This is a genomic window from Streptacidiphilus sp. EB103A (assembly GCF_041261405.1).
In the GTDB taxonomy this organism is placed as follows: domain Bacteria; phylum Actinomycetota; class Actinomycetes; order Streptomycetales; family Streptomycetaceae; genus Streptacidiphilus.
In genome coordinates, this window is record NZ_JBGCAQ010000009.1 from 302,205 (window position 1) to 318,469 (window position 16,265).

At 71.6% G+C, this 16,265-nt stretch carries 15 protein-coding genes; 5 read left to right on the top strand and 10 right to left on the bottom strand.

Translation table 11 applies throughout. The annotated features are described in order from the left end of the window. Positions 1-92: 92 nt before the first annotated feature. Complete coding sequence (locus ABH941_RS17440) at positions 93-758, bottom strand: TetR/AcrR family transcriptional regulator (RefSeq protein ID WP_370130191.1); 666 nt, start codon at positions 756-758, stop codon at positions 93-95. 109 nt (positions 759-867) lie between these two features. Here ABH941_RS17440 and ABH941_RS17445 point away from each other — a divergent pair, with 109 nt between their 5' ends. Beyond that, on the top strand, positions 868-2,304 hold the full coding sequence (locus ABH941_RS17445; RefSeq protein WP_370130193.1) for a gamma-aminobutyraldehyde dehydrogenase: 1,437 nt from the start codon (positions 868-870) through the stop codon (positions 2,302-2,304). Positions 2,305-2,440: 136 nt separating this feature from the next. Continuing rightward, positions 2,441-4,579, top strand: coding sequence for a SpoIIE family protein phosphatase (locus tag ABH941_RS17450; protein ID WP_370130194.1), 2,139 nt, complete (start codon positions 2,441-2,443; stop codon positions 4,577-4,579). Here ABH941_RS17450 and ABH941_RS17455 read toward each other — a convergent pair. The 8 genes from ABH941_RS17455 to ABH941_RS17490 form a co-directional block, all read right to left on the bottom strand. Continuing rightward, positions 4,533-6,047 carry a PucR family transcriptional regulator gene (locus ABH941_RS17455; RefSeq protein WP_370130195.1) on the bottom strand — a complete coding sequence of 505 codons (1,515 nt, stop codon included), beginning with the start codon at positions 6,045-6,047 and terminating at the stop codon, positions 4,533-4,535. The two genes, ABH941_RS17450 and ABH941_RS17455, sit on opposite strands and share 47 nt — an antisense overlap. Positions 6,048-6,053: 6 nt before the next feature. After that, positions 6,054-6,905, bottom strand: coding sequence for a bifunctional methylenetetrahydrofolate dehydrogenase/methenyltetrahydrofolate cyclohydrolase (locus ABH941_RS17460; protein WP_370130197.1), 852 nt, complete (start codon positions 6,903-6,905; stop codon positions 6,054-6,056). Positions 6,906-6,933: 28 nt separating this feature from the next. Next, on the bottom strand, positions 6,934-7,893 hold the full coding sequence (locus ABH941_RS17465; RefSeq protein WP_370130198.1) for an electron transfer flavoprotein subunit alpha/FixB family protein: 960 nt from the start codon (positions 7,891-7,893) through the stop codon (positions 6,934-6,936). 13 nt (positions 7,894-7,906) lie between these two features. Further along, on the bottom strand, positions 7,907-8,677 hold the full coding sequence (locus tag ABH941_RS17470; protein ID WP_370130199.1) for an electron transfer flavoprotein subunit beta: 771 nt from the start codon (positions 8,675-8,677) through the stop codon (positions 7,907-7,909). Positions 8,678-8,695: 18 nt separating this feature from the next. Then, positions 8,696-9,565: a formyltetrahydrofolate deformylase gene (gene purU / locus ABH941_RS17475; protein WP_370130200.1), complete on the bottom strand. Its 870-nt coding sequence runs from the start codon at positions 9,563-9,565 to the stop codon at positions 8,696-8,698. Beyond that, on the bottom strand, positions 9,562-12,009 hold the full coding sequence (locus ABH941_RS17480) for an FAD-dependent oxidoreductase (RefSeq protein WP_370130202.1): 2,448 nt from the start codon (positions 12,007-12,009) through the stop codon (positions 9,562-9,564). Before ABH941_RS17480 ends, purU begins: the two co-directional genes overlap by 4 nt. A 259-nt stretch (positions 12,010-12,268) precedes the next feature. Continuing rightward, complete coding sequence (locus ABH941_RS17485; protein WP_370130203.1) at positions 12,269-12,910, bottom strand: TetR/AcrR family transcriptional regulator; 642 nt, start codon at positions 12,908-12,910, stop codon at positions 12,269-12,271. After that, the gene (locus tag ABH941_RS17490; RefSeq protein ID WP_370130204.1) at positions 12,907-14,052 is read right to left on the bottom strand and encodes an SRPBCC family protein; all 1,146 of its coding nucleotides are present in this window, start codon (positions 14,050-14,052) and stop codon (positions 12,907-12,909) included. Before ABH941_RS17490 ends, ABH941_RS17485 begins: the two co-directional genes overlap by 4 nt. A gap of 61 nt (positions 14,053-14,113) precedes the next feature. Here ABH941_RS17490 and ABH941_RS17495 point away from each other — a divergent pair, with 61 nt between their 5' ends. The 3 genes from ABH941_RS17495 to ABH941_RS17505 are packed head-to-tail and all read left to right on the top strand — an operon-like array spanning position 14,114 to position 15,990. Then, complete coding sequence (locus ABH941_RS17495) at positions 14,114-14,509, top strand: hypothetical protein (RefSeq protein ID WP_370130205.1); 396 nt, start codon at positions 14,114-14,116, stop codon at positions 14,507-14,509. Then, positions 14,506-15,774: an NADH-ubiquinone oxidoreductase-F iron-sulfur binding region domain-containing protein gene (locus tag ABH941_RS17500; protein WP_370130207.1), complete on the top strand. Its 1,269-nt coding sequence runs from the start codon at positions 14,506-14,508 to the stop codon at positions 15,772-15,774. The genes ABH941_RS17495 and ABH941_RS17500 overlap by 4 nt, the downstream gene beginning before the upstream one ends. Positions 15,775-15,795: 21 nt before the next feature. Continuing rightward, the gene (locus ABH941_RS17505; RefSeq protein WP_370130208.1) at positions 15,796-15,990 is read left to right on the top strand and encodes a ferredoxin; all 195 of its coding nucleotides are present in this window, start codon (positions 15,796-15,798) and stop codon (positions 15,988-15,990) included. Positions 15,991-16,112: 122 nt separating this feature from the next. Here the strand turns inward: ABH941_RS17505 and ABH941_RS17510 are convergent. Continuing rightward, on the bottom strand, positions 16,113-16,265 hold a 153-nt coding region (locus tag ABH941_RS17510; protein ID WP_370130216.1), incomplete at its 5' end, for a biotin/lipoyl-containing protein.

A 16,265-nucleotide genomic window follows, 5' to 3' on the forward strand; every position in this document is an offset into this window, starting at 1 on the left:
GTGGGGTGGACCGAGGATGACATTGACTGACTGTTCAATCAAGGTTTTCCAGATATCAGATCTGAGACCTTGTACGGCGGCCTCGGATCCCCCTATGCCCGACCGGAGCCCCCGCCGTCCCCGTCCGCGAGCCAGAACTCGCCGAGTTCGTGGGCGCACAGCCGCAGGCACAGCTCCACCGCACGGTCGGTGGTGAGCCCTTCGTCACCCAGGGTCAGCGGCACGACCAGCCCGTCGATCAGGCCCGCGAGCATGACTGCGAAGTCCTCGGCGTCGACGTCCTGGAACTGGCCGCGGGCACGCCCCTCCCGGACGATCCCGGCGATGATGTCGCGCCAGCGCCGGTCCAGCTCTTCGCGCTCACGGCGCAGCTCGGGGTGGCGGACTGCCAGCTGCCACAGGTCGAACCAGAGGATCCACGACCGCGGCACGACCGCGCCGTCCTCGGGCCGGTAGCCGAGGCGCACCAGCTCGGCCAGACGGCGGCCCGGGTGCTCGATGGCGTCCAGTCGCACCCGGAGGTCCGCGTAGAAGAGGTCCTCGGCGTAGCGAAGCGCCCTGGTCAGGAGTATCTGGCGGGACTTGAAGTAGTAGATCACCAGGCCGCCGCTGACGCCGGCGCGCTCGGCGACGTCCGACACCCGGGTGTCGGGGTAGCCGCGTTCCATCAGCACCTCGACGGCGCCGTCGAGGATCCGGCGCTGCGGCGAGTCCGGCGCGTACTCGGTCAGGGATGCTGGGGCGGGTGATCGCTTCACCCCGCCATTCTGACGCACGCCGAAACAGGGGCTTGCGGCGGGAACGGGCGAGCACGTACCTTCAGGGTCGTTTGAACGACCATTCAATATCGCATGTAAGAGGTCCCCTGTGAGCGAGCTTCTGAGGCTGCGCAACTACATCAACGGCGGGTTCGCCGATGCGGCCGACGGTCGTACCACTGAGGTCGTGGATCCGACGACGGGTGCGGTGTACGCGACCGCGCCGCTGTCGGCCGCCGCGGACGTGGACGCGGCGATGGCCGCGGCGGCTGCGGCGTTCGAGGGCTGGCGGGAGACCACCCCCTCGGTGCGCCAGCTGGCCCTGCTGAGGATCGCGGACGCGGTCGAGGCCCGGGCGCAGGAGCTGGTGGCGGTCGAGTCGCGGAACACCGGCAAGCCGCTGGGGCTGACCGCCTCGGAGGAGATCCCGCCGATGGTCGACCAGATCCGGTTCTTCGCCGGCGCCGCCCGGCTGCTGGAGGGCAAGTCCGGCGGCGAGTACATGGAAGGCATGACGTCCTTCGTGCGCCGCGAGCCGGTCGGGGTGTGCGCGCAGGTCGCGCCGTGGAACTACCCGATGATGATGGCGGTGTGGAAGTTCGCCCCGGCGATCGCGGCCGGCAACACGGTGGTCCTCAAGCCCTCGGACACCACCCCCGCCTCCACCGTCCTGCTCGCCGAGATCATCGGACAGATCCTTCCCCCCGGGGTGTTCAACGTGGTGTGCGGGGACCGGGAGACCGGCCGCATGATGGTCGAGCACCCCACCCCGGCGATGGCCTCGATCACCGGCTCGGTGCGGGCCGGGATCCAGGTCGCCGGGTCGGCGGCCAAGGACGTCAAGCGGGTCCACCTGGAGCTGGGCGGCAAGGCCCCGGTGGTGGTCTTCGAGGACGCCGACCTGGCGGCGGCGGTCGAGGGCATCAGCGTGGCCGGCTACTTCAACGCCGGCCAGGACTGCACCGCGGCCACCCGGGTGCTGGTGCACGAGAGCGTCCACGACGAGTTCGTGTCGGCGCTGGCCAAGGCGGCGGCCGACACGAAGACCGGGCTGCCGGACGACGAGGACGTGCTGTACGGGCCGCTGAACAACGCCGGCCAGCTGGCCCAGGTGGCCGGGTTCGTCGAGCGCCTGCCCGCGCACGCCAGGGTCGAGGCCGGCGGGCACCGGGTCGGCGAGAGCGGCTACTTCTACGCCCCCACCGTGGTCTCCGGCCTGCGGCAGGACGACGAGATCATCCAGAACGAGGTCTTCGGCCCGGTGATCACCGTGCAGAAGTTCACCACCGAGGCCGAGGCGCTGGCCAACGCCAACGGCGTCCAGTACGCGCTGGCGTCCTCGGTGTGGACCAAGGACCACGCCCGGGCCATGCGGCTGGCCAAGAAGCTCGACTTCGGCTGCGTGTGGATCAACACCCACATCCCCCTGGTCGCCGAGATGCCCCACGGCGGCTTCAAGAAGTCCGGCTACGGCAAGGACCTCTCCGCCTACGGCTTCGAGGACTACACCCGCATCAAGCACGTCATGACCTCGATCGAGGGCTGACGCCGGAACGGCGAAGGGTCCCGGACACGGCGGTGTCCGGGACCCTTCTCCCGCTCTTCGCGTATCGCGCAAAGTAGACTAATCACGCATTTCCCTGACCAGCCGGGTATCCCCTTTTATCGCTGGGAGCGCTCGCATGGCGGACCAATCGGTGCGTGGCCCGACCGGCTACGACCCACGGACCAGACCGGCGTCGCCGGCTGCCAAGGCCGACCTGCTGGCCCTCAACGGCATGGGCAGCTTCGACTGGGACCTCGATGCCGGGATCTACCACCTCGACGAGGTCGGCCTTGAGGTGTTCGACCTGCGGGCGGACGAGTACGACGGCCGTCCGACCTCACTTGCGGGGCGCGTCGCCCAGGAGGACGGCCTCCGCCTCGACGCGGCGGTGACGCTGGCCATCCAGGCCGGCCACCTGAGCTTCGCGGCCTACTTCCAGGTGATCTGCCGCGACGGCACCCGCCGCTGGGCGCACACCCAGGGCCGAATCCTGCGTGACGAGCAGGCCCACCCCTACCGGATCGTGGGCATCGTCCGCAACGCCGACGAGGAGCTGGCGCACGCCGAGGCGATGCGCACACTGGGCGCCGACCGTCGCCGCCAGACGGACTTCGTGCGGGCGACCACGGAGGCTCTCGCCCGTGCCCTCACCGTCCAGGACGTGATCAATGTGGTCACCGACAGCGAAGGGCTCCGGCGGTTCGGCGCCGACGGGCTCGCGCTGGGCCTGGTCGAAGGGACCACCATACGGCTGGTCGCCGCCACCCACCCGCCCTCGCCGGCGCTCAGGGCGCAGGACGACTTCTCCTTCACCCGCTTGGACGACCGGCTCCCGCTGGCCGAAGCCGTCCGCTCCGGACGGCCGCAGTTCGTCGGCGACCAGGACGAGCTCTGCGCCCGCTACCCCAGGCTCCGTCCCTACGCGGACCAGATGGGCATCAACGCGGGCGCCTTCCTGCCCCTGATAGCCCAGGCACGCACCCTCGGGGCGCTGGGCCTCTACTACGCCGACAGCCATGAGTTCAGCACCGAGGACCGCAACATCTGCATCGCCCTGACCAGCGCCGTCGCCCAGTCCCTGCAACGCGCCGTACTGTTCGACCAGGAACGTGAGTTCGCCACCACGCTGCAGACCACCATGCTGCCCCGGCGGATCCCGCGGATCAGCGGCGGCGAGGTGGCCGTCCGCTACCGGGCCGGACGCAGCGGACGGGAGGTGGGCGGGGACTGGTACGACGTGATCCCGCTGCCGCACGGCCGGGTCGGGCTGGTCGTCGGCGACGTCGAGGGACACGACAGCCACGCCGCCGCCATCATGGGCCAGCTGCGGATCGCCCTGCGCGCCTACGCCGCCGAGGGCCACGCCCCGTCCACCGTGCTGGCCCGGGCCTCGCGGTTCCTGGCCGACCTCGACACCGAGCGCTCCGCGACCTGCATCTACGTCGAGGCCGACCTGGAGACCGGCGTGCTCCGGCTGGCCCGGGCCGGCCATCTCGAACCGCTGCTCCGGCATCGCGGCGGCCGCACCAGCTGGCCCGCGGTGCGCGGCGGACTCCCGCTGGGGATGGCCACCGTCTTCGAGGCGGACGACTACCCGGAGACCCGGCTGCACCTGAACCACGACGGCGTCCTGCTGCTCTGCACCGACGGTCTGGTCGAGCGGCCCGGCCAGGACATCGCGGAGGGCATGGACACGCTCGCCGAAGCCCTGCAGTCGGGACCGCTCTGTGCCGAGGCGCTGGCCGAGCACCTGTGTCGCGAAGGATGCGGCCGCTCCGGGACCGAGGACGACATGGCGCTGCTCCTGCTGCGGCGCACCGCCGCTCCCGGCGGCCGGGTCCCGATCCGCGCGGTGCAGCACATCCACCAGGCCGATCCGGAGGGACTGGTCGAAGCCCGCGCCGTGCTCCGGCAGACCCTGTCCGCCTGGGCGGCCACCGGCCCGATCAGCGACATCGAGCTGGTGGCGGACGAGCTGATCACCAACTCGCTGGTGCACACCGACAGCGGCGCGACCCTGACCGTCGAGCTCCTCGGCGACGCCCGGCCGCGGGTCCGCCTGGAGATCCAGGACTCCTCCAGCGAGTGGCCCCGACGCCGGGTCCCCGGCGAGACCGCCACCTCAGGCCGCGGGCTGCTCCTGGTGGACGCCCTGGCCGAACGGTGGGGGGTGCAGCCGCTGGGTTCCGGCAAGAGCGTCTGGTGCGAGTTCCCGCTGACGCCGCCTCTCAGTCCAGCAGCCGACGGGTCCGCAGAGCGAGGAAGAACTCGGTGACGTGCTCCAGCCGGTCCAGGTCCCGTCCGGTCAACTCCTCGACGCGGCGCATCCGGTAGGCGAGGGTCTGCCGATGGATGCACAGCCGCGCGGCGGCCTCCTGCCAGGAGCGGTTGGCGTCGAGGAACACCTCCAGCGAGCGTACGAGTTCGGTCCCGTGCCCGCTGTCGTAGCGGACCAGCGCTCCCAGCACACCGTCGACGGCGGCCTCCGCCTCGCCGATCGTACGGGGCAGGAAGAGAGGCATGTCGGTGCCGTAGACGGCCACCGGAACGCCACCGGAACGCGATGCCTCGCGGGCCCAATGGGCCTGGCGCACCGCGTCGGGGATCCGTTGGAGGGTGTGGACGGGGCCGCTGGCTCCGATGCGTCCAGCCGAACCCAACTCTTCCGCCAGCACCTTGAGGCCGGTCTCCGAGCCGTCGATCAGCACGGTCAGCCCGTCGTCCGCGGCCACCAGCAGGAAGCCTGACCCGCGCGCCGCCAGGGCGCGCCGCAGCTCCGCCTGGCCGGCCCCGGCGGCCGGCTCCGTGGTGACGATCCGCCAGGGCGCGTCGCCCAGGCGCAGTTCCCGCAGGCTGCGCAGTGCGGCGAGCTCCGAGTCCACCTCGCCGCGGATCAGTTGGGAGAGCAGTCGGGATCCGCTCTGGAACAGCCGCTCCTCGGCCGCCTCGTGCCGGTCCGCCTCCAGCGAGGCGACCGCCGCCACATGCTGGAGCACGACGAGATCCGGACTGCCCGTCTCGACCACACCGACCAGCAGGGTCCGGCCGCCGGTTCCGACGGGCTGGACCAGCACGGTGGCGTCACCCCAGGCCGCGCCGGTCTGGGCCGGCAGCGGCCCGGTGCGGCCCTGGACCAGCGTCCTGACGATCTCGCGCAGTTCCTCCGGGGCGGGCGGCTCCCCCGTGCCGGGAGCTGACCGAAGCGTTCGGCCGTCCACCAGGTACAGCCGCGCCCCCACCTGGCGGCCCAGTCGTTCCAGCAGCCCGGCCCCGCTGTCACCGCTGAGAGCTGTGGCGCGGTAGCTCTCGTAGACGCGCATGATCTGGGCCAAGCGGGCGAAGCCGTCGCGCTGGTTGGCGTCGGCGACGGTCTGGGCGAGCAGGACGAAGGGGACCTGGTAGGCGGTCTCCAGGACCGGGAAGCCCAGCGCGTCCGCGGTCCGCAGGGCGGCGGCGGTCAGCGGCGGGGCGTTCATGCCGGCGCCCACGGCCATGCCGCTGAGCCCGGCCCGCGCCAGCCGGGTCAGGAACTCGACCTGGCGGTCCTGCTCCGAGGGGATGTTCAGGCCGGTGGTGAGCAGCAGCGCGCCGGATCCCATCCACTCCCAGGGCTCGGCCAGTTCGCAGGTGTGCGCCCACAGCACCGGCCGGTCGCCGCCGGCCGCACCGGCGAGCAGGGTGGTGTGCAGGGAGGGGATCCCGGCCAGGTCCCGCGCGGTGATCCCGGCCGCTGCGCCCGCCACGTCCCGTCAACTCCTTCCGCTGCCGCGTTCGGCGGCTTCCACGACGTTGGCCAGCAGCATCGCGCGGGTCATCGGGCCGACCCCGCCGGGCATCGGCGCCAGCCATCCGGCGACCTCCCGTACCTCGGGGGCCACATCGCCGACGAGCCGTCCGTCGATACGGGTGATGCCCACGTCGAGCACCGCGGCGCCGGGCTTGACCAGGTCGGCGGTGACCAGCCCGGCGACGCCCGCTGCCGCGACGACGATGTCGGCGCCGCGCAGGTGCCGGGCCAGGTCTCGGGTGCCGGTGTGGCACAGGGTGACGGTGGCGTTCTCGGTGCGACGGGTCAGCAGCAGCCCGAGGGGGCGGCCCACGGTGACGCCGCGACCCACGACCACGACCTCGGCGCCGTCCAGCGGCACCTGGTGACGTCGCAGCAGTTCGACGATGCCCCGCGGGGTGCAGGGCAGCGGCGCGTCCTGGCCGAGCACCAACCGGCCCAGGTTCATGGGGTGCAGGCCGTCGGCGTCCTTGGCCGGGTCCATCAGGCCGAGCACCTCGTTGGCGTCCAGCCCGCGTGGCAGCGGGAGTTGGACGATGTAGCCGGTGCAGGCGGGGTCGGCGTTGAGCTCGGCGACGGCCTGGCGTACCTGCCCCTGGGTTGCGTCCTCCGGGAGTTCGCGGGCGATGCTGGCGACGCCGACCTCGGCGCAGTCGCGGTGCTTGCCCGCGACATAGGAGTGGCTGCCCGGGTCGTCGCCGACCAGGATCGTGCCCAGGCCGGGCACGATCCCGCGTTCGCGCAGCGCGGCGACGCGCTGCTTCAGGTCGGCGCGTACGGCGGCCGCGGCCGCCTTTCCGTCCAGGAGTTCCATGCTGGTGTCTCCTACTGCGTTCGGCGGGTCAGATCAGGGTGGTGAGTACGGGCAGGACCGTGAAGAGGTCTCCGACGACGCCGTAGTCGACCAGGTCGAAGATCGGGGCTTCGGGGTCCTTGTTGACCGCGACGATGGTCCTGGAGGTCTGCATGCCGGCGCGGTGCTGGATGGCGCCGGAGATGCCGACAGCGAGGTAGATCTCGGGCGAGACCGCGCGGCCGGTCTGGCCGACCTGGTGGGCGTGCGGGTACCAGCCCGCGTCCACGGCCGCCCGGGAGGCGCCGACCGCGCCGCCGAGCCGGTCGGCCAGAGCCTCGACCAGTGCGAAGTTCTCCGCCGCACCGAGGCCACGGCCGCCGGAGACGACGACGGAGGCTTCCCCGAGGTCGGGACGGCCGGTGGACTCGCGCGGGGTCCGTCCCAGCACGGTGGTGGCGGTGGCGAGCGCGGAGTAGTCCGGCTCCAGCGGATCGATGCGAAGTTCAGCGGGGAAGGGCTCGGCGGCCACGGCGCCGGGCTTGACCGTGACGACGGGTATGCCGCGGGTCACCTGGCTGGTCACGGTGTAGGCGGCGGCCAGGGCCTGCTGGGTCAGCAGCAACTGGCCGTCGGCGTCGATCCGCGCCCCGACGGCGTCGGTGATCAGCCCGGATTCGAGCTTCACCGCGAGCCGGGCCGCGATGTCCGTGCCGTCGTCGCCGGATCCGATCAGGACGGCGACCGGCGGGGCCTCAAGGGCGATCCGGGCCAGTGCCTCGGCCTTGCCGATGGCCGCGTGGGAGCGGCGGCCCGCGGTGGTGACGGTGCGGATCGCGGTGGCACCGTGCCGGGCCAACTCCTCCAGTACGGCGGCGATGTCGTCGCCGCCGTCGAGGAAGACCACGGCCGTGGGCTCGCCGAGACCGCCGGCGAGGGCCAGCAGTTCCAGGGTGGACGAACGGACCGCACCGTCGGCGTGGTCCGCCAGTACCAGGACGTCTGTCATGGTTCGGCTCCTTCTACTTGTGGGCGGCGAGGAAGTCGGCCAGCTGCGCTGCGCCCTGGCCCTCGTCGGTGACGACGGTTCCGCGCTGCCGTGCCGGGCGTGGGACGGTGGCGAGTACCCGGGTGGCGGGAACCAGACCGGGATGCGCGTCGTCCAGGCCCAGGTCGGAGAGGTCCCAGCTGAGGACGGGCTTCTTCTTCGCCGCGAGGATGCCCTTGAAGGTGGGGTAGCGCGGCTCCCCGGAGCGGTCGGTGACCGAGACGACTGTGGGCAGGGCCGTCGAGAGTTCCTCACTCCCCCGGTCACTGTCCCGACGGATCGTCAGCAGAGCGTCATCTGCGGCGAGTTGGGCGGCGAGTGTCATGTGGGCAACCCCGAGGCGCTCGGCCAGCATCGCTGGAATCACGGACCCTGCCCCGTCGGTGGAGGCCATTCCGCACACCACCAGGTCATAGCCGAGGGCCTGCACCGCCTTGGCCAGGACCAGCGAGGTGGTCAGGTAGTCGGCACCCGCCAGGCACTCGTCGCTGACGTGGATCCCACGGTCGCCGCCCATGGCCAGGGCCTTGCGCAGGGCGTCGGCTGCGTTCTCCGGACCCATCGTCAGATGGGTGACCTGGGCGCCGGGGTGCTGTGCGGCCAGCAGCAGGGCCTGCTCGACGGCGTACTCGTCGAGCTCGGACAGCCTGCTGTCGCACAGCTCCCGGTCCAGGAGGCCGTCGTCGGTGAAGCGGCGGTCACCCGCGCTGTCTGGCACGTGCTTGACCAGGACCACGATATTCATCAGCTGCTCCTACGAGTTTCAGGTGAAGACGACGGTGCGGTGCCCGTTGAGCAGCACACGGTGTTCGGCGTGCCACTGGACCGCACGGGCCAGCGCACCGGCCTCCAGGTCGCGGCCGAGGGCGGTCAGTTGATCGGGGGTCAGCCCGTGGTCGACCCGGGCGTAGGCCTGCTCGATGATCGGGCCCTCGTCCAGGTCGGCGGTGACGTAGTGCGCGGTGGCGCCGACGACCTTGACGCCGCGGGCGTGCGCCTGGGCGTAGGGGCGGGCGCCCTTGAAGCTGGGCAGCAGGCTGTGGTGGATGTTGATGACCCGTCCGGACAGGTCGCGGCACAGCTTGTCGGAGAGCACCTGCATATAGCGGGCCAGCACCACGGTGTCGGCCTGGTACTCCTCGATGAGTTCGCGCAGCCGGTCCTCGGCCTGGTCCTTGGTGTCGGCGGTCACCGGGACGTGGTGGAACGGCAGCCCGTGCCAGGCGGTGAGCTCCTCGAAGTCGCGGTGGTTGGAGACCACGGCGCTGATCTCGATCGGCAGGTGGCCGCTGCGGGTGCGGTAGAGCAGATCGTTGAGGCAGTGCCCGAACCTGGAGACCATCACCACCACCTTCCGTTTCTCGGCGGCGTCGTGCAGCTCCCAGTTCATCGCGAACTCGGCGGCCAGCGGCGCGAAGAGCTTCCGCAGTTCCTCGGTGTTCTTGGGGGTGGACTGGTTGCGGGCGTGCACGCGCAGGAAGAAGGCACCGGTCTGCTGGTCGCCGAACTGCTGGCTGTCCAGGATGGTGAGGTCGTTCCAGGCCAGGAATCCGCTGACCTGGTGGACGATGCCCCGGCGGTCGGGGCAGGAGAGGGTCAGGACGTACTCGGTGCCTGCGGTGGGAGTGCTCAACTCTTCGGCCTCTCGGACTTGGGGTCGTACAGGGGGCGCAGCGAGGCGCGTGCCGGGACGCGCTCGGTGGCGATCTCGATCTCGTAGGCGCCGCGTTCGTACGCGGCGCGTTCGGTGCCGGCGGGGAGGGTGACCCAGCCCAGGGCGACGCAGCCGCCGAGGGTGTGCCCGTACATCGCGGAGACGACCCGGCCGACCAGCTCACCGTCGCGGTGGATCGGTTCGTCGTGGTAGGCGAAGGCGTCGGGATCCTGGAGCACGAACTGCACCAGGCGGCGGGTGACGCCCTGTTCGCGCTGCTGAAGCAGGGCCTCGCGGCCGACGAAGCCGCCGGGCTTGTCCCAGGCGACGGCGAAGCCGAGCCCGGCCTCCAGCGGGGTGTCACCGCCGGAGATGTCGTGGCCCCAACTGCGGTAGGCCTTCTCGATCCGCAGTGAGTTCAGGGCGTGGTAGCCGGCGTGGCGCAGCCCGAGCTCGCGTCCGGCCTCGGTCAGGGTGTCGTAGATGTGCACGGCCAGTTCAGCGGGGATGAGCAACTCCCAGCCGAGCTCGCCGACGTAGGTGATCCGGGTGGCTCGGACGAAGCCGAGGCCGAGGTCGATCTCACGCGAAGTCCCGAACGGGAATGCCTCGTTGGAGAGGTCGGCGTCGGTCAGCGGCTGCAGCAGGCGGCGGGAGTCGGGGCCCATCACCGACAGCAGCGCCATGGTTCCGGTGACGTCGGCGACGGTCGCGAAGTCGTCCGGTCCGATGTGCCGGCGCAGCCAGTCCTCGTCCCGCCGTACCGTCGCCGGCCCCGACAGGACCAGGAAGCGGTCGTCGTCCAGGCGGGTCACCGTGACATCGGCCTCGATGCCGCCGGACTCGTTGAGCCACTGGGTGTAGACGGTACGGCCGTTGGCGACGGCGACATTGTTGGCGCTGACCCGCTGCAGCAGGCGCTCGGCGTCGCGGCCCTGGACCAGCAGCTTTCCGAAGGAGGACAGGTCGAACATGCCGACGCCCTCGCGCACCGCGCGGTGCTCGGCGGCGGAGTGCTCGAACCAGTTCTGCCGGCCGAAGGAGTAGGCGTACGTCTTCTCCACGCCCTCCGGCGCATACCAGTTGGCGCGTTCCCAGCCGATCAGCTCGCCGAAGACGGCGCCTGCGGCGGCCGTCCGCTCGTGCAGCGGGCTGCGGCGCAGGGCGCGTGCACTCTGCCGCTGCTCGAAGGGCCAGTGGACGGTGTAGGCGAGGTCGAGGGTCTCGACGACGCGCTGCTCCAGGAAACGGCGGTTGGTCTCGTGCCGCTGGATCCGGCGCGGGTCGGTCTCGGGAAGGTCGATCGGGGAGCGGCCGTCGATGATCCAGTCCGCGAGGACGGATCCGGCGCCGGGGCCGCTGAGGAAACCGACCGAGTTGAAGCCCGCCGCGAGGTAGTAGTTGCGCAGGCCGGGGACGTCGCCGAAGTGGTAGAACCCGTCCGGGGTGAAGCTCTCGGGGCCGTTGAAGCAGAGCCGGATCCCGGCGTCGGCGAGCACCGGCACCCGCTCGATCATCTGCTCGTAGAAGGGGCCGAGGTGGTCCCAGTCCTCGGGTATGCGGGTGAACTCGGCGTCCTCGGGGATGCCGCGGGAGGACCAGGCCTTGCTGCCCGGCTCGAAGAAGCCGACCATCAGCGCCCCTGACTCGTCCTTGACGTAGGAGTAGTCGTCGGAGCTCTTGAGGGTGGGCATCCGGTGCGGGATGCCGGGGATCTCCTCGGTCACCACGTAGTAGTGCGCGAGCGCCTGGAGCGGGACCTCGACCTCGGCGAGGGCGCCGAACTCGCGTCCCCACATGCCGGTGCAGTTGACCACGTACTCGGCCTCGATGTCACCGCTCTCGGTGCTGACCCCGACCGCGCGTCCGTCGCGCCGGATGACACCGGTGACCTTGGTGTTCTCGAAGATCTGCACGCCGCGCTGCCGGGCGCCGCGGGCCAGGCTCATGGTGGTGTCGGTGGCGTTGCCGCGGCCCTCGTCCGGGTAGTAGAGCGAGCCGACCACACCGTCCGGGTTGAGCAGCGGGAAAAGCTCCGCGGTGGAGTCGGGGCCGAGCAGCTGGGTGCGGATGCCGTGGCCGCGCGAGACGGAGGCCTGGCGGCGCAGCTCCTCCCAGCGGTCGGCCCTGGTGGCGAGGTGGAGGGTCCCGGTGCGCTCGTAGCCGGTGGACAGGCCGGTGTCGGCCTCCAGGGTGCGGAACACCTCCAGGCTGCGCTGGACGATCTCGCGGGTGCCGAAGGTCGGGCGAGCCTGGGTGACCAGGCCGGCGGCGTGCCAGGTCGTTCCCGAGGTCAGTTGCTTGCGTTCGAGGACGACCACGTCGGTCCAGCCCCGCTTGGCGAGGTGGTAGGCGGTGCTGCAGCCGATGACGCCGCCACCGACGATCACCACCTGGGCGCGGGTCGGAAGGGTTCGGTCCACCTGTGGGTCTCCTTGGTACGGACGGACTGGGTCCGTGGGGTGGTGCAGGACGGGGGTGCCGGGACAGCGGCACCGGTGCACCCCCGGCCGGTACGAGTCTGGGCTCGGCGGGGGCAGGGCCGGAACTGGCCTGGTTCGACAAGCGGACGGTGCTTCTTGTGCGCGTGGATGAACGAGCGGCGGGCCGGGCCCGGGGCAGCGCAGGGCGAAGCACCCCGCCGGGCGGGGTCAGCGACGGAACGGAGGTGTTACGGAGGTGCTACTGCTGCTGCCCGGCGGGCGGGCGGAACGGCAGCGGCGCGGTCAGACCCAGCTCGCGGCCGATCAGCTCCCCCACGGCGAGCTGACTGGCCGTCAGCGCCTCGGTCGTGCCCAGCAGCATGGCCTGCAGACCGAAGCCGTCCAGCAGCGCGAGGATCCGGGTGACGGTCGCGTCCGGGTCCGGGCAGGCGAACTCGCCGGTCCTCACCCCGTCCGCGACCACGGCGGTGAACTCCTCGCGCAGCTTGCCGTAGAGGCTCTCCACGGTGCTGCGCAGGCTGGGGTCACGCACCGCGTGCAGCCACAGCTCCATCCACAGCAGCCACTCCTCGCGCAGCCCGGTGTCGGCGGGCAGCGAGTAGGTGATCAGGTCGGCCAGCCGCTCGGTGAGCCCGGCCCGGGAACCGGGGGTGCCGCTGAGACGCAGCACCCCGGCCCGGTCGTAGGCGTGCACCAGGGCGGCGTCGAGCAGGTCGGCCTTGGTGGCGAAGTGGTAGTGGACCAGGGCGGTCGAGACCTCGGCGTCGCGCGCGATGTCGCGGATTTTCGCGCCCTCCAGCCCGTTGCGGGCGATGTGGGAGCAGGCGGCTTCGATGATCCTCGCCCGGGCGCCGGTGGTGGTTTCGCTGTCGCTCTTCATGTCCGGGAGACATCATGCCCGAGCAGACCGGTGTCTGCCAGCGACTCCCGCAGCCGGTCGGCGAACCAGCCGACGGCCACCTCGCGGCTGGAGAGCGGCCCGAACTCGAAGCCGGGGTTGGCGCTGCCGCGCTGCACCCGGACCACCACGCCCTCGTCCTCCTCGGTGACCAGGTTGTTGATGGCGATGTTCAGTCGCTGCACGACCTTGGTGCGCACTCCGGAGCCGGCCGCCCGGTACTGCGACATGCAGATGTGGCTGAGGTTCGGGGACTCGGGCACGATCCGCCACACATTGACCTGGTCGGGGTACAGGTCGAGCATCGTGTTGGGGTAGATCAGGGCGTAGCGCCAGACCCGGGCGTCCTCCTCGGACAGACCCGGCATCGGGCGCACCAGCTTCTGGTAGGCCCGCTCCACCCGGTTGCCGGAGGGCTCGTCGCGCAGCGGGGCCTCGAAGAAGGTGAAGCCGGGGTGGGGCGTCGCGGTGTACTTCTGGTACTGGTAGAGCCTGGTCAGCCCGGGGTGGGCGGTGGGGACGTGGTAGCCCTCCAAGTAGTTGTCGATCAGCACCTTCCAGTTGGAGCCCTGGTCCCACTTGGGGTCCCAGGCGTGGACGCCGAGGCCGGGGCCGAACTGCTCCAGCGGGCCCTTCAGGTAACGCCCCGCCAGGTCCTCCAGCCCGGCCAGCTGCTCGCCGAGCGGGGTCGCCGCCAGGTCCAGGTTGACGAAGACCAGACCCATCAGGGTGTCCACCTGGATCTTCGGCAGTCCCAGCCCGGCGCGGTCCAGGCAGTCGAAGCTGCGGGCCTCCGGCGCGGCCAGGAACGAGCCGTCGTAGCGGTAGGTCCAGCCGTGGTATAGGCAGCGGATGCCCTTGGTCTCGAACGCGCCGCGTCCGGTGCCGAGCACCGCGCCGCGGTGCCGACAGGCGTTGCGGATGCCGTTCAGTTCGCCTTCCTGGCCACGGACCACCATGACCTCGTAGCGGCCGACCTTCTGGGCGATGTAGCTGCCCGGGTTCGGCAGATCGCTGACATGGCCGACGACCTGCCAGGTCCGCTCGAAGACGGCTTCCTGCTCGGCGTCGAACGCGGCCTGGTCGTGGTACAGCCGGGCCGGCAGCAGTCGGGTTTCGCTCATCCGGGGCTCCTCGAAAATTGGGGGCTGACTTTCAAGTCAGCCTGACTCTAGAATCAGCGACATGAGACGTCAACGACTTCGCTGGCTCGGTTTGACCGCCGAGCCGGAACGCGACCTCCCCTATGCACTCGCTGTGCTGCGGGCCCGCGGGACGCCGGCCGGGGAAGCGGTGCGGGAGCAGCGTCTGCTGGCCGAGCGCTCCGTACTGCACGGCACCGAGCGGAGCTGGCTGCGTTACCTGGACGACGCAGCCCTCCAGGTACCGGCGATCCCCCCCGCCGACCCGGTGGTGCGCGCCGCGGCCGTCGTGGTCGCCGAGGTCGTGCTGAACCACCACCGGCTGCTCGCCGGCTTCCCGGGTCCCGCCTACGACGACGCCGCCCTCGAAAGACGCCGCATGCGCGCCTTCCTCGCCGAAGTCCATGCGGAAGACCGTGCCCAAGGAGGCGCCACATGATCACCCAGTCCGCCGTACGGATCCGCCCGCTCCCCGGAGCGGCGCCCCGACTGCTCCTGGACCAGCGCCAGGAGTGGGAGGGCCTCGCGGACTACCTCCCCCGGCGCGGCTACGCCCGCTCCCCCGACTCCGCCGAGATCCGGGCCCTGGTCGAGGCCGCCGACCTGCGCGGACGCGGCGGAGCCGGCTTCCCCACCGCCGTGAAGATCGCCGCCGTCGCCGACTCGCCGAACCCGGTGCGCTGTGTGGTGGCCAACGGCGAGGAGGGCGAACCGGCCAGCGTCAAGGACCGCTACCTGCTGCGGCACCGACCGCACCTGGTCCTGGACGGTCTGCTGCACGCCGCCCGCGCGGTCCGGGCCGACCGGGCCTACGTCTACGTCTCCGACGTGGCGTCAGCCCGCAGTGTGCGCACCGCACTTGCGGAGCGGTCGCCCACGGTCCCGGTGCACGTCGTCACCGTCCCCGCCGGATACGTGGCCGGCGAGTCGTCAGCCGTGGTGCGCGCCATCAACGGCGGGCCCGCCAAGCCGACGGCCAAACCGCCGCACCCCTACGAGCAGGGCGTGGGCGGGGTCCCGACCCTGGTGCAGAACGTGGAGACCCTCGCCCACCTGGCCCTGCTGGTCAGCCACGGGGTGGACGCACACCTCGCGCACGGCACCCCCGAATGCACCGGAACGTTCCTGCTCACCCTGTCCCCGCCGCGGGGACCCGCGGTGCTCACCGAGACCGCCTACGGCACGATGCTGCGCGACGTCGTCACCGAGCACCTCGGCCGAGTCGACGTCACCGGGGTGCTGATGGGCGGCTTCGCCGGCGGCATCCTCGGCCCCGAGGCGCTGGGCCTGCCGCTCACCCACGACGGCGTCCTGCGCGGCGGCGGCCTGCTGGGCTGCGGCGCGGTGGCCCTGCTCGGCCCGGGCGACTGCCCGGTGTCCGCCGCCGCGGACATCGCCGCCTACTTCGACCGGGAGAACGCCGCCCAGTGCGGCCCCTGCATCAAGGGCACCGACGCCATGGCCGCGGACCTGGCCGCGCTCGCCTCCGGCAGAGCCGGAACGGCCGAGGTCGACCGGCTGGAGCGGCTCTCCACCAACCTGCGCCGCCGCGGCGCCTGCGGCCTGCTCGACGCCGCCTGCGCCGCGACCGCCTCCCTGCTCACCACACACCGACCCCTGGTCGACGCCCATGTGGGCGCGGCCTGCCCCGACTGCGCCGCCGGCGCCCGGGACGACGACACCCGTTTCCGCATCACCTGGTAACACCGGAAAGAGGAACCACCCATGAAGATCGACGTCGACGGAACCAAGTGCCAGGGCTACGGGCTCTGCGCCGAGGTCGCCTCCGCCCTGTTCGTCCTGGACGACTTCGGCTTCGCCACCGCCTCGGGCGACGGCACCGTCCCACCCGAGCAGGTCCAGGCCGCCCTCCAGGCCATCAGCGAATGCCCCGCCTCAGCGGTACGCCGACTCGGCTGAGACCGCGGCGCCGCCTGTTTCGCCTTCAGGGGCGCGGGGCTCTGCTGTCTGAAATGCGTGCGCGACAAGCCACGACGCGCCGTCACTCCCTACGCAAGGGCGCAACCACCCTCGCGGGGGGCTCAGTCCTTGATCTCGCAGATGGCTGCCCCGCTGGTGACGGTGGCTCCGATCGCCGCCGAGAGCCCGACGATGGTGCCGGCCTTGTGGGCGTTCAGGGGCTGTTCCATCTTCATCGCTTCGAGGACGACGACCAGGTCGCCCTCGTTGACGGC